General features: G+C 67.1%; 13 protein-coding genes. 6 read left to right on the top strand and 7 right to left on the bottom strand.

The features are described from left to right. Nucleotides 1-26: 26 nt before the first annotated feature. Nucleotides 27-557, top strand: a complete 531-nt coding sequence (locus tag ACLB90_RS15330; RefSeq protein WP_411850270.1) for a hypothetical protein — start codon at nt 27-29, stop codon at nt 555-557. Nucleotides 558-567: 10 nt separating this feature from the next. On the opposite strand, the gene ACLB90_RS15325 is transcribed toward ACLB90_RS15330, so the two are convergent. The 5 genes from ACLB90_RS15325 to ACLB90_RS15305 all read right to left on the bottom strand — a co-directional run bounded on the left by ACLB90_RS15325 (nt 568) and on the right by ACLB90_RS15305 (nt 4,918). Continuing rightward, complete coding sequence (locus ACLB90_RS15325; RefSeq protein WP_411850269.1) at nt 568-1,242, bottom strand: DNA-3-methyladenine glycosylase family protein; 675 nt, start codon at nt 1,240-1,242, stop codon at nt 568-570. 1 nt (nt 1,243) lies between these two features. Continuing rightward, nucleotides 1,244-1,615 (bottom strand): DUF423 domain-containing protein, encoded by a 372-nt coding sequence (locus tag ACLB90_RS15320; protein ID WP_411850268.1) that lies wholly within the window; start codon nt 1,613-1,615, stop codon nt 1,244-1,246. 105 nt (nt 1,616-1,720) lie between these two features. Beyond that, nucleotides 1,721-2,800: an SRPBCC family protein gene (locus ACLB90_RS15315; RefSeq protein ID WP_411850267.1), complete on the bottom strand. Its 1,080-nt coding sequence runs from the start codon at nt 2,798-2,800 to the stop codon at nt 1,721-1,723. 280 nt (nt 2,801-3,080) lie between these two features. Beyond that, nucleotides 3,081-3,722, bottom strand: coding sequence for a response regulator (locus ACLB90_RS15310; protein WP_411850266.1), 642 nt, complete (start codon nt 3,720-3,722; stop codon nt 3,081-3,083). Next, entirely contained in the window at nt 3,722-4,918 is a 1,197-nt protein-coding gene (locus tag ACLB90_RS15305; protein ID WP_411850265.1) for a sensor histidine kinase, read from the bottom strand. The genes ACLB90_RS15310 and ACLB90_RS15305 overlap by 1 nt, the downstream gene beginning before the upstream one ends. Nucleotides 4,919-5,056: 138 nt before the next feature. Here ACLB90_RS15305 and ACLB90_RS15300 point away from each other — a divergent pair, with 138 nt between their 5' ends. Genes ACLB90_RS15300 through ACLB90_RS15280 form a run of 5 tightly spaced genes read left to right on the top strand, consistent with a single transcriptional unit; the run spans nt 5,057 to nt 8,085 of the window. Continuing rightward, nucleotides 5,057-5,653, top strand: a complete 597-nt coding sequence (locus ACLB90_RS15300) for a GNAT family N-acetyltransferase (protein ID WP_411850264.1) — start codon at nt 5,057-5,059, stop codon at nt 5,651-5,653. A gap of 15 nt (nt 5,654-5,668) precedes the next feature. Further along, nucleotides 5,669-6,442: a septum site-determining protein MinC gene (gene minC, locus ACLB90_RS15295; protein WP_411850263.1), complete on the top strand. Its 774-nt coding sequence runs from the start codon at nt 5,669-5,671 to the stop codon at nt 6,440-6,442. Between the two features lie 36 nt (nt 6,443-6,478). Further along, a complete protein-coding gene (minD, locus tag ACLB90_RS15290; protein ID WP_411850262.1) occupies nt 6,479-7,288 on the top strand; it encodes a septum site-determining protein MinD in 810 nt (269 codons plus the stop codon). A gap of 2 nt (nt 7,289-7,290) precedes the next feature. Continuing rightward, on the top strand, nt 7,291-7,551 hold the full coding sequence (gene minE, locus ACLB90_RS15285) for a cell division topological specificity factor MinE (protein WP_228886285.1): 261 nt from the start codon (nt 7,291-7,293) through the stop codon (nt 7,549-7,551). 48 nt (nt 7,552-7,599) lie between these two features. Further along, nucleotides 7,600-8,085: a hypothetical protein gene (locus ACLB90_RS15280; RefSeq protein ID WP_411850261.1), complete on the top strand. Its 486-nt coding sequence runs from the start codon at nt 7,600-7,602 to the stop codon at nt 8,083-8,085. Between the two features lie 876 nt (nt 8,086-8,961). Here the strand turns inward: ACLB90_RS15280 and ACLB90_RS15275 are convergent. Then, nucleotides 8,962-10,194: a DUF819 domain-containing protein gene (locus ACLB90_RS15275; RefSeq protein WP_411850260.1), complete on the bottom strand. Its 1,233-nt coding sequence runs from the start codon at nt 10,192-10,194 to the stop codon at nt 8,962-8,964. 118 nt (nt 10,195-10,312) lie between these two features. Further along, nucleotides 10,313-12,376, bottom strand: a complete 2,064-nt coding sequence (locus ACLB90_RS15270; protein WP_411850259.1) for a prolyl oligopeptidase family serine peptidase — start codon at nt 12,374-12,376, stop codon at nt 10,313-10,315. Nucleotides 12,377-12,457: the final 81 nt, after the last annotated feature.

Raw genomic sequence — 12,457 nt, 5'->3', positions numbered from 1 at the left:
TCGGGGTCAGTCAGGGGAGCTGGATCATGGACGACAACAGCCCATATCAGGTCGGCGCAACCACGCAGGCGGCCACGCCGCGCCGGGCGTGGGATCACGCACCCCACGCGATCACCTCGCCGATCCGGCACATGGCGGCACTGGGCGCGATCCTGGCGGTAGTGACGCTGGGGATGGTGGTGTATCGCCTGCAGGACGTCATCCGGGTGAATCTCGACACACCGGTCGGCCGCATCGGCATGTCATTGGCGGCGGCGGTCTTCCTGGTCGATGCCTGCATCCAGATCGGGCTGTCCTGGGGCGTCCTGCGCGCCAGCCGGGTGGCCGCCTGCCTGCTGCTGGCCTACTACCTGGCGGGCAAGGTATTCCTGATGGTCGTCGGCGACGGCCTGAGCCTGCCGGGCCTGGCCTGGATGGCGGTGGTGAGCGTGTTCATGGTGCGCGGCACGATGGCCACGTTCCACTACCACCATCATCTCAAGCAGGAACAACGCCATCCGCCGCGGCGGCTCAGCGACGACCCGGCGTTCGCGCCGAGGACGCCGACGCTGGACTGACCCACCGTGCTCAGTCCTGTGAACGGTTGGTGGGCGGTTTCGGCGCGTCGGTGAAATCGGCGATCCGCCACAGGTACAGACTGGCGTAGGTCCGGAACGGGCCCCACGCTTCGCCGCGCGCCTGCAGTTCCTTCGGGGTCGGCATCAGCGCGGCCTTGTCCACGCGCTGGGCGCCCTTGCGCACGCCGAGGTCGTCGATCGGCAGGATGTCCGGCCGGCCAAGGCGGAACATCAGCATCATCTCCACCGTCCAGCGGCCGATGCCGCGGATCGGCACCAGCGCGGCAATGATCGCGTCGTGGTCCATCACCGACATCCGGCGCAGGTCGGGAATCTCGCCAGCGGCTTCGCGCCGCGCCAGGTCGCGCAGCGCCAGCGCCTTGTTGCCCGACACCCCGCACGTGCGCAGGCCGGGGTCATCGATACGCGCCAGGGTATCGGCATGCAGCCGCTGGCTGCCGATCGCCGTTTCCACCCGGCCCACGATGGTGGACGCCGCCTTGCCGCTGAGCTGCTGGAACAGGATCGCCCGCGCCAGCGCATCGACCGGATCGAACGAGCGCCCCCAGCCCGGCGGCGGCTCGATCGGTCCGAGCCGTTTCATCCATGCGCCCAGGCGACGGTCACGCCGGCTCAGCCAGGCGTGGGCCTCCTCCACATCGAAACCGCGGCGGAAGCGCGGCACCTCAACGCCTCAGGGCATTGAAGGCATACACCACCCACCCCAGCATCAGCGCGCTGCCACCGACCGGCGCCAGACCGGTGCGGAACTGCCACAACGCCCCCGCCACCAGGCTGCCGGAGAACAGCAGCGTGCCGAGCAGCAGCACATACAGCGCCAGCTTGCCGACCCGGTTGTGCTGGGCCGCTCCCAGCGCGGCCAGCGCCACGCCATGCCCGAAGGCGAACAGCGCGGCGGTGTTGACGTGCGACTGCGCCAGCGGTTCGGCGATGCCGTGCGATGCATAGGCCGACAGGCCCACGGCCGCAGCCGCCAGCAGTCCGCCCAGGCAGGCCAGCAGCGAGGGTTTGCGCGCGCGTCGTTCGAGGTTGAGCATCCTTCCATCCTTCCAGACAAGGCTCCGGCAGCGGAGCGGCAAAAAAAAACGCGCCGCAGGAAGCGGCGCGTTTTCGTCGTGCGTTACATCACGGCAACCGTCGGATTACTTGACGGCCCAGTAGATGTCATACGTACCTTCCGGGGTGAAGGACTTGTCCACACCACCATTCCAGGATTCGTACGGACGGTCGATCACTTCATTGCCAGCGGTGACGGTCCAGGCACGCAGGGCGTTGCGCGCCACGTCCAGGCCTGCCATGTGGCCGGTGTAGGTGGCGTGGGCCGAGCGGTGCGGGGCAACGTGCACGTACTTGACCGGGGCACCACCGTCGATCTTCACCGTCAGGGCCTCGGCCGAAGCCGCTTCAGCACCCTTCTTCTTGACCGGCTGGGCCACGTCGAAGGCGTACTTTTCCTGACCGAAGTCGGTGGTGATGATGCGCAGCGGACCGGCGGCTTCGAGGTTGTTGGCCTCCATCACGCGCTTGATCCATTCCTGGTTGTCGTGGATCGACTTGGTGATGGTTTCCTGACCGCGATCGACGTTGCCGGCGGTGACGACCAGCAGGTCTTCGGCCGGGACATCCACGATGGCCAGGTCGTTCAACGGGGCTTCGGCAGTGCGGTAGTCAACGTTCGGCACGGTGGCCAGCATGTTGGCCATGCGGCTCAGGCCCAGCTTCAGGTCATCGCCGATGTGGCGGCTGACGTACAGGCCGGCATAACGACCGAACAGGTTGAAGCCGTACTTGACGCTGTAGTCCTGCGTGATCTTGACGTTGCGGCCACCCTTGCCGGTCGGCTCGAGGGTGAAGCTGGTGGTCTTGTCGTGGCCCTTGCTCGGGTCCTCGATCGCGATCGCCACGTGCTTGTTCTGCTCGGACTCGGTGATCACCCAGCTACCCTGGCCCAGGGAGCTTTCCTTGGAGGCGTAGTCCAGGCGGGCACCCACGCCGGCCGCAGGGCCGGAGTGCTTCAGTTCAACGGCGGGATCGCGCAGCAGCAGCGGGTTCCAGTCCTTGAAGCGGCGCAGGCTGTTGACCGTGTCGAACACGATCGTCATCTTGCGGTTGGTCTCGATGCTTTCGGAAATATGGCGCTCGCCCGGCAGACATACGCCAATGATGACGAACAGGCCAGCCACGATCCCCAAGGCGATCAGGAACTCGATAATACGGGTCATTCAGGAGTCTCCGGGGCCGATCCCACGGCCGGGTTGATTGAAGCGAAGCGCCAATCCTAGCAGGCTTCGCGGGTGTTGTTGATCAGGATTGGCGCACCGGTTTCCATGCCGGCAGCGGTTTTGCATAGACAAGGAGCGGAAAGATAGCGCATCGCGGGTGTCAGCACGTAGGGGATGGGCGATATTTCTTTGCCGGATTCGGCGAAAAAGCCTCATCACCCCACCACATCCCTTGTGCCGCAAGCGTTTCGGCCATCCGTGAATGTTTTCGCCGAGCGCCTCAGACCAGTTGGAGTTCGAAGGCCTTCAACACCGCCCGGGTGCGGTCGCGCACGCCGAGCTTGGACAGGATGTTGGACACGTGGTTCTTGATGGTGCCCTCGGCCACGCCCAGGGAATTGGCGATCTCCTTGTTGGAGAAGCCACTGGCCATCAGCCGCAGGATCTCGGTCTCGCGGTCGGTCAGCGGATCGGGGCGGTCCAGGCTGACGAATTCGTTGCGCATGTGCTCCAGCCCGGACAGCAGGCGCTGGGTCACCGCCGGCTGCACCAGCGAGCCCCCGTCGGCCACCGTCCGGATCGCCCCGACCAGCTGCTCCAGGGTGACGTCCTTGAGCAGGTAGCCCTTGGCACCGGCCTTCAGCCCGGCCAGCACCAGCTGGTCGTCATCGAAGGTGGTCAGGATGATGGTGGGCGGCAACTGGTTCAGGCGCGACAGCATCTGCAGCGCTTCCAGCCCGGACATCACCGGCATGCGCATGTCCATCAGCACCACGTCGGGCCGTACCTGCGGGACCACCTCCACCGCCTGGCGGCCGTCGGCGGCCTCGGCGACCACCTCGATGCCATCGTCGAGCGCCAGCAGCGAGCGGATCCCCTGCCGCACCAGGGTTTGGTCGTCGACCAGGCAGACGCGAATCATCAACGCACTCCTTCCAGGATGGCACCCAGCATCAGCACTGGCACGCCGGGGACCGAGGCGCACAGGCGGAAGCCCTGTCCCCGGCGGGTTTCAATCTGCAGCTCTCCGCCGCATTGTTGCAGGCGTTCGCGCATCCCGCGCAAGCCATTGCCGACAACGATGCCGTCGGCCCCCACCCCGTCATCATGCGCCTGCAGCACCACCATGCCCGGCGCCTCCCGGCGCACGCGGATCCACAGGTTGCGGGCGTGCGCATGGCGCACGGCATTGGTGATGATTTCCTGGGTGCAGCGCAGCAGCACATGGGCGCGCTCGGGGTCTTCCACGCTCAGCGGTTCTTCGATGTCCAGGTGGATGGCCAGCGACGGCACCTGCTCGGTCAACGGGCGCAGGGCCGCAGCGAGGTCGATCGCGCCGCTGTCGCGCAGCTGGCTGACCGCCTCGCGCACATCGGTCAGCAGCAGCTTGGCCAGGGTATGGGCCTGGTGCACGTGCTCCTGGGCCTGGCCCTCGGTGATGTGGCCGGCCACTTCCAGGTTCAGGCTGAGCGCGGTGAGGTGGTGGCCGAGCAGGTCGTGCAGCTCGCGCGAGATGCGGGTGCGCTCGTTGACGCGCGCGCTCTCGGCCAGCAGCACGCGGGTGGCGCGCAGTTCGGTGTTGAGCCGGCGCTGTTCCTCGCGGGCGTCGGTCTGCTGCCGGGCAACCAGGCTGGTCACGAAGATGAACATGGAGAAGCCGCCATACAGCAGCGACTGCATCACCGCCTCGAACAGCGAGAACGGCAGAAACAGGTAGTAGACCGGGGCCACCGCGAGCTGGCTGAGCAGCAGCCAGATCACCCCCACCCGCGCCGGCAGCATCCACGGAATCACCCCGGCCGCCACCATCATCAGGATGCTGCCCAGGCCCGAGCCGCTGAGGAAGCTCACCCCCAGCGCCGAGACGGTCAGCAGGACCAGGATCGCGCGGTCGTACCAGGCCGAGTGCCCGCCGTGGCGCAGGCCACGGGTGAGCCACAGGTAGCCGCCGCCGAATGCCAGGTAGGCCACGAACAGCAGCACGGCGAACAGATCCACCCCGCCGCTGTGGCGGATCAGGGCTTCGTACTGGGAGTACACCAACGGCAAGCCGAGCATGACCCAGGTGAACAGGCCGGCCAGTCGCAGTACTCGGGTTTGGCTGAGGTATCCCAACATGGATGCATCTTAGGCTGAACCTGCGCCCCTGCACCCGGACATAAGTCATGGCCGCCGGCTCGCGGGGGGCGGCCACCCATGCAATAATCCGGCGCAGGGCCCCTCGATGGGCCGACCGCGTTACCCCACGGAGTCACAATGTCGATTGTCATCCGCGACGTGCGCGAGCACGAGCTCGATTCCGTCCTGGCCCTGAACAACAACGCCGGCCTGGCCATCCTGCCGCTGGATGCCGCGCGACTGCGTCTGTTCTACGAAACCGCTGAATATTTCCGCGTCGCCGAGCGCGACGGCAACCTGGCCGGTTTCCTGATCGGCTTCGGCAGCGAGAGCCAGCACGACAGCACCAACTTCGCCTGGTTCAAGCAGCACCTGGGCACCGGCTTCTTCTACATCGACCGCATCGTGGTCGCCAGCCGCCGTCGTGGCGGTGGCGTCGGTCGGGCGTTCTATGCCGATGCACAGAGCTACGCCGAGCTGCGCTACCCGCAGATGACCTGCGAGGTGTTCCTCGACCACGGCGCCGATGCCGCCCTGCTCTTCCACGGCAGCTTCGGCTTCCGCGAGGTCGGGCAGAACACCATGTCGCACGTGGACGTGCGCGCCAGCATGCTGCTCAAGGACCTGTGCAGTTACCAGTGGGTGCACGACACCTACGGCGACCAGCTGCCCGACGTGCCCTGGGTGGGCCATCGTCGCGAGCCGCTGCGCGCACAACGGCCGACGGGGACCTGATTGGTGGCAGCGAACATGGATTTTGAACAGGCCGGGGAACTGAAGATCGGCCAGGTCGGCATCGCCAACCTGCGCATCCGCACCCTCGACGTTGAACGTCTCACCCGTGAAATGCATGACCGCGTGGCACGCGCGCCCAAGCTGTTCGGGCGCGCCGCGGTGATCCTGGACTTCGGTGGCCTGAGCCAGATGCCCGACGTGACCACGGCCCGGGCGCTGCTCGACGGCCTGCGTGGCGCCGGCGTGCTGCCGGTGGCGCTGGCCTACGGCACCACCGAGACCGACCTGCTGTCCCAGCAGCTTGGCCTGCCTTTGCTGGCCAAGTTCCGCGCGCAGTACGAGCGCGCCGAGGCTGAACCCGTGGCCCCGCCGCCGGCACCGGAACCGCCGCGGCGCAGCCGTGCGGCGGCTGCCGCCACGCCGGCACCGGTTGCCGCACCGCCGGCCGGCGGTGCGCCGCAGCCCGGCCGCATGCAGACCAGCAATGTCCGTTCCGGCCAGCAGCTGTATGCCGAGAACTGCGACCTGACCGTGATGGCCACGGTTGGTGCCGGCGCGGAAGTCATCGCCGACGGCAGCATCCATATCTACGGTACGCTGCGGGGCCGCGCCCTGGCAGGTGCCCAAGGCAATACCACGGCGCGCATTTTCTGCCGTGATTTCCATGCTGAACTGGTCGCCATTGCCGGCCATTACAAGGTACTGGACGATGTGCCGGACAACCTGCGCGGCAAGGCCGTGCAGGTGTGGCTGGAACAGGACCAGATCAAGATCGCTGCGCTGGACTGATGCAGCCCCCAAAATATAAGAATCAGGAGAAGTCCTTTGGCTGAAATCATCGTAGTCACCTCCGGCAAAGGCGGCGTCGGCAAGACCACTACCAGCGCAAGCCTGGCCTGCGGCCTGGCGCGTCGTGGCAAGAAGGTGGCGGTGATCGACTTCGACGTCGGCCTGCGCAACCTCGACCTGATCATGGGCTGCGAGCGCCGCGTGGTGTACGACTTCGTCAATGTCGTGCACGGCGAAGCGACCCTCAAGCAGTCGCTGATCAAGGACAAGCGGTTCGACAACCTGTACGTGCTGGCTGCCTCGCAGACCCGCGACAAGGATGCGCTGACCCAGGAAGGCGTGGGCAAGGTGCTCAAGGACCTGGCCGCCGACGGCTTCGACTACATCATCTGCGACTCGCCGGCCGGCATCGAGAAGGGTGCGTTCCTGGCGATGTACTACGCCGACCGCGCGGTGGTGGTGGTGAATCCGGAAGTGTCGTCGGTGCGCGACTCCGACCGCATCATCGGCCTGCTGGATTCGAAGACGCACAAGGCCGAGTCCGGCCAGAACGTGCCGGCGTTCCTGCTGCTCACGCGCTACAGCCCGGTACGGGTGGAAAGTGGCGAGATGCTGAGCATCACCGACGTCGAGGAAGTGCTGGGCCTGAAGGCGATCGGCGTGGTGCCCGAATCGGGCGACGTGCTGAACGCGTCCAACAAGGGCGAGCCGGTGATCCTGGACCCCGAATCGGCGGCGGGTCAGGCCTACGAAGATGCGGTGGGCCGCATTCTCGGCGAAGAGCGTCCGATGCGCTTCACCACCGTGGAGAAGAAAGGCTTCTTCAGCAAGCTGTTCGGAGGGTAAGCATGGGACTGTTCGATTTCCTGAACCGGAAGAAGACCACTGCCGAAACGGCCAAGAACCGCCTGCAGATCATCATCGCGCAGGAACGCAGCCACCGTGGCGGCCCGGATTACCTGCCGCTGCTGCAGCGCGAGCTGCTGGAAGTGATCAAGAAGTACGTCAACATCGACGCCGACGCGGTCAGGGTGGACCTGGTCAAGGACGGCGAGCATGACGTACTGGATATCTCCGTGGCGCTGCCGGAAGGTCCGCAGCAGCCCTGACCGACAACGCCCCTTCCCTGCGGAAGGGGCGTACTTTGTTCATACCGCATGACCAACGTCGCCATCGACGCCGAGCCGCAGGTCACCTGCGTCGGCGACATCCATTTCGAGGACGCTGCCGCACTGCTGGCGGCGCACACACTGCGCCTGCATCGGGTCGAGGCGGGTGCGCCGATCCCGGGCAGCTACTGGGGCGAGCCCGAGGCGGGCATCATCGGCAGCGATGTGTACGTGCGCGACGACACGCCGGTGCACTCGATGCTGCACGAGGCCTGCCACCTGATCGTGCTGCCACCGGAGCGACGCGCGCTGGTGCACACGGATGCGACCGATTCGGTGCCCGAGGAAGACGCCACCTGCTACCTGCAGATCGTGCTGGCGGCGCAGTTGCCGGGCGTGGGCAGTAATCGGCTGATGGCCGACATGGATGCGTGGGGGTACACGTATCGGCTGGGGTCCACGAAGGCGTGGTTCGAGCAGGACGCGGAAGACGCCAAAGCCTGGCTGGTCGAACGCGGCCTCCTCCCCGCCTGAAGCACAGGTAGTGCCGGCCGCTGGCCGGCAATCGCATCCCCGTTCGTGCAAACCCCGGCGCTGCGCGCCGTCGCCCGACCAGCGGTCGGGCGCTACCAGAGCGTTTCGCACGGGTAGTGCCGGCCGCTGGCCGGCAATCGCATCCCGGCGGGTACAAACCCCGGCGCTGCGCGCCGCCGCCCGACCAGCGGTCGGGCGCTACCAAGGCGTTTAGCACAGGTAGTGCCGGCCGCTGGCCGGCAATCGCACCCCGGTCCGCGCAAACCCCGCCGCTGCGCGCCGTCGCCCGACCAGCGGTCGGGCGCTACCAGAGCGTTTCGCACAGGTAGTGCCGGCCGCTGGCCGGCAATCGCATCCCGGTGGGTGCAAACCCCGGCGCTGCGCGCCGTCGCCCGACCAGAGGTCGGGCGCTACCAGAGCGTTTGGTTGCCGCCGCGGAATGCCGCACAGGTAGTGCCGGCCGCTGGCCGGCAATCGCATCCCGGCGGGTGCAAACCCCGCCGCTGCGCGCCGCCGCCCGACCAGCGGTCGGGCGCTACCAGGACGTTTCGCACGAGTAGTGCCGGCCGCTGGCCGGCAATCGCATCCCGGCGGGTGCAAACCCCGGCGCTGCGCGCCGTCGCCCGACCAGCAGTCGGGCGCTACCAGGGCGTTTCGCACGGGTAGTGCCGGCCGCTGGCCGGCAATCGCATCCCGGCGGGTGCAAACCCCGCCGCTGCGCGCCGTCGCCCGACCAGCGGTCGGGCGCTACCAGGGCGTTTGGCACAGGTAGTGCCGGCCGCTGGCCGGCAATTGCATCCCGGCGAGTGCAAACCCCGCCGCTGCGCGCCGTCGCCCGACCAGCGGTCGGGCGCCACCAGGGCGCCTGGTCGCCGCCTACTGCCCTGCCAGCGCGCGCAGGGTGATGCCGACGATGTAGGCCAGGTACGTGCCGGTGGCATAGCCCATCGTACCGAGCAGTACGCCAACCGGGGCCAGCGACGGATGGAAGGCGCTCGCCACGACCGGTGCCGACGCCGGACCGCCGATGTTGGATTGCGAGCCGATCGCGAAGTAGAAGAACGGCACCTTCAGCACGATCGCCAGCGTCGACAGCAGCACGATGTGCACGGCGATCCAGATCAGGCCGAGCAGGAACAGCCACGGGCGTTCCAGCAGCGCGAGCAGGTCCATCTGCATGCCGATGCACGCGATCAGGAAATACAGCAGCAACGAACCGAGCTTGGAGGCACCGGCGCCTTCGAGGTTGCGGGCACGGGTGAAGCTCAGCGCCAGGCCGCAGGTGGTGGAGATGACCACGACCCACACGAACGGCGCGTCGAGGCTGAACTGCGAGGCCCAGCTGACATGGCCCTTGAACCAGGCCGATACCGGCCCGGCGATGGCATGCGACAGGCCGACGGTGCCGAAGGCGACCGCGATGATCAGCATCAGGTCGGTCAGGCTGGCCACGCGTTCGTGTTCGGCCTGGAACTTCTCGATGCGCACCTTCAGCGCATCGATCGCCGAGGTATCGGCCCCGCTGGCCGCGTCGATCTTCGACGCGTGGCCGGCCATGAAGATCAGCACCGCCATCCATACGTAGCCAACGCCGACATCGACCACGGCGAACTGCCCGAAGGTGGTCGCATTGACGTCGAACACCTCACGCATGGCCAGCATGTTGGCGCCGCCGCCGATCCAACTGCCGGCCAGTGCCGCCATGCCGGCCCAGGTGTCGCCGGCAACGGTGGACGGATGCAGCCACTTCATCAACAGGAAAGCGACCACTGCACCGAGCATGATGCTGAAGGAGGCACCGAGGTACATCGCGATGAGTTTCGGGCCCAGCCGCAGGATGCCCTTGATGTCCACCGCCAGGGTCAGCAGCACCAGCGCGGCGGGCAGCAGGACGTCGCGTGCGACCGGGTTGTACAGGCGCGTGTTCTGCCCGTCGATGAGGCCCACGGTGTTGTAGATGCCGGGGATCAGGTAGCACAGCAGCAGGGCCGGCACGACGGCGTAGAAGTGTTTCCACAGCCCGCGCGGGCGCGAGGCGGTCCAGAACACGGCGCCAAGGGTGGCGGCGATCAGGCCAAAGACGACGATGTCGTTCTGGATCAGGGGCATGAGGGCATCCCGGTAGTGCCGGCCGCTGGCCGGCAACCTCGCAGAGTCGATGGGGTTGCCGGCCAGCAGCCGGCACCAATGAAAAGCGCCACCCCGGAGGGCGGCGCTGCAATCGGCCTTATTCGCCGATGTGCTGCTTCAACCAGCCGTTGACGGTGTCGTGCCACTGCACGCTGTTCTGCGGCTTGAGCACCCAGTGGTTTTCGTCCGGGAAGTACAGGAACTTGGACTCGATCCCCTGGCGCTGTGCAGCGGTGAACGCGGCCAGACCCTGTTCAACCGGAATGCGGAAGTCGAGCTGGCCGTGGATCACCAGGATCGGCTTCTTCCACTCAGCAACATGGTTGACCGGGTTGAACTTCTCGTAGTTCGCGGCCTTCTGGTACGGCGTACCGCCCTGCTCCCACTCGGTGAACCACAGTTCCTCGGTGGCGTAGCCCATCATGCGCTGGTCGAACACGCCGTCATGGTTGACCAGGCACTTCCACGGCTCGTTCCAGTTGCCGGCGATCCAGTTGACCATGAAGCCGCCGTAGCTGGCGCCCAGCGCACACGCCTTGTCGCCGTTGAGGAACGGGTACTGCTTCTGCGCAGCCGCCCAGCCCTTCTGCAGGTCTTCCAGCGGGCGGTCGCCCCAATGCTGGCTGATCGCGTCGGTGAAGGCCTGGCCGTAGCCGGTGGACCCGTGGAAGTCGATCATCACCACGGCGTAGCCCTGGCCCGCGTAGGTCTGCGGGTTCCAGCGGTAGCTCCAGCCGTTGCCGAAGCTGCCCTGCGGGCCGCCGTGGATCAGGAACGCCACCGGGTAGGTCTTGCCTTCCTGGTAGTTGTACGGCTTGACCACGTAACCGTGCACGGTGTCGTTGTTCCAGCCCTTGAACTGGAACTGCTCGTAGTCGCCGAAGGCGACGTCGGGCAGCATCTGGCCGGCGCTCGGGGTGATCTCGCGCTCGTTGGCGCCATCAAAGGCCGCCACCACGATCTGGTCGCCGCTCTTGAGGCTGTTGCGGGTGTAGGCCAGGGTGGTACCGCCACGGGTGGGCGAACCGATGCTGCCGCCTTCGGCGATCACCGCGGCCTCGCCACTGTCGATATCGACCAGGAACAGGCGGTGTTCGCCCATGTCGTCGGCCGAGGTGTAGATGCCCTTGCCGTCGCCGGACAGCACGATCTCACCGGCCGAGCGGTCCCACTTCGGTGCGATCTCGCGGGTCTTGCCGGTGGCCACGTCCATCGCCATCAGGCCGAAGCGGTCGGCTTCGAAGCCCGGGCGCTTCATGGCGCGGTAGTACAGGGTCTTGCCGTCGTCGCTGAACACCGGGCCGGCATCCCAGGCCGGGTTGGCGGCGGTGAGGTTCACCGGCGCCTGCTTGCCGTCGGCGTCCAGGCGGTACAGGTCGAAGTTGGTGGACCACGGCTCCTGCTTGCCGGCCACGCGGATCGCGGCGACCACGGACGTGCCGTCCGGGGACCAGGTGAAGTCGTCATTGCCACCGAACGGCTTGGACGGCGCATCGCCGTCGAGCGTGGCGCTGATCGCCGAGGCGCCCTTCACCGCAGCGCCCTTGGCTGCCGGCAGCGGCGCCACGAACAGCGTGTTGCGGCGACCATCGTTCCAGGTGTCCCAATGGCGCACGAACAGGTTGTCGAAGACTTCGCCGGTGTTCTTGCGCGCCTTGTGCGCGTCCAGCTTCTTGCTGGTGCAGGCCAGGTCCGAGCCGCAGGCCTGGAACACGCCGCTGCTGAAGGCCACGCGGTCGCCCTGCGGGGACACGTGGTAGCTGTCCACATCGACCGGGAAATCGGTGAGCTGGCGCGGCGTGCCGCCGGCGGTCGGCATGGCATACAGCTGCTGGCTGCCGCCCTTGGCGCTCAGGAAGTACACGGTCTGGCCGTCACCGGACAGCGCGGCGGAGTTGACGTTCCAGCCGGCCGGGGTCAGCGGCTTCGGCGGTGCGGCGTCACGGGTGCGCAGATCGCGGATGTACAGACCGGTGCTGGCCTTGCTGTCCGTACCGACCACGCGCTTGGCGAACACGACCTTGCCGCCGTCGGCGGTCAGCAGCGGGGCCGAGACCCGATCCAGCGCGATCATGTCGCGCACATCCAGGCCGCGCGTGGCTGCCAGCGACGGCATCGCGGTCAGCAGGCACAACGGCAGCAGGGCGTAACGAAGTTTCATCGGGGTCTCCGCGGGACGGCAAAACGCCGATGGTAAAGGCGGTGCCCGGCCAGACGCAAAGGCCACAGGTCATGGGCTTGG

This window comes from Stenotrophomonas sp. LGBM10, assembly GCF_046736075.1.
Lineage (GTDB): Bacteria > Pseudomonadota > Gammaproteobacteria > Xanthomonadales > Xanthomonadaceae > Stenotrophomonas.
Note: the sequence above shows the minus strand (reverse complement) of the source record. Positions and strands in the feature narration are given on the sequence as shown.

Bases quoted from the DNA above. Each gene is read 5' to 3' on its own strand.
- ACLB90_RS15330 (WP_411850270.1), top strand. From the start codon at position 27: ATGGACGACAACAGCCCATATCAGGTCGGCGCAACCACGCAGGCGGCC.
- ACLB90_RS15320 (WP_411850268.1), bottom strand. From the start codon at position 1,615: ATGCTCAACCTCGAACGACGCGCGCGCAAACCCTCGCTGCTGGCCTGC.
- ACLB90_RS15315 (WP_411850267.1), bottom strand. From the start codon at position 2,800: ATGACCCGTATTATCGAGTTCCTGATCGCCTTGGGGATCGTGGCTGGC.
- ACLB90_RS15310 (WP_411850266.1), bottom strand. From the start codon at position 3,722: ATGATTCGCGTCTGCCTGGTCGACGACCAAACCCTGGTGCGGCAGGGG.
- ACLB90_RS15305 (WP_411850265.1), bottom strand. From the start codon at position 4,918: ATGTTGGGATACCTCAGCCAAACCCGAGTACTGCGACTGGCCGGCCTG.
- ACLB90_RS15300 (WP_411850264.1), top strand. From the start codon at position 5,057: ATGTCGATTGTCATCCGCGACGTGCGCGAGCACGAGCTCGATTCCGTC.
- minC (WP_411850263.1), top strand. From the start codon at position 5,669: ATGGATTTTGAACAGGCCGGGGAACTGAAGATCGGCCAGGTCGGCATC.
- minE (WP_228886285.1), top strand. From the start codon at position 7,291: ATGGGACTGTTCGATTTCCTGAACCGGAAGAAGACCACTGCCGAAACG.
- ACLB90_RS15280 (WP_411850261.1), top strand. From the start codon at position 7,600: ATGACCAACGTCGCCATCGACGCCGAGCCGCAGGTCACCTGCGTCGGC.
- ACLB90_RS15275 (WP_411850260.1), bottom strand. From the start codon at position 10,194: ATGCCCCTGATCCAGAACGACATCGTCGTCTTTGGCCTGATCGCCGCC.
- ACLB90_RS15270 (WP_411850259.1), bottom strand. From the start codon at position 12,376: ATGAAACTTCGTTACGCCCTGCTGCCGTTGTGCCTGCTGACCGCGATG.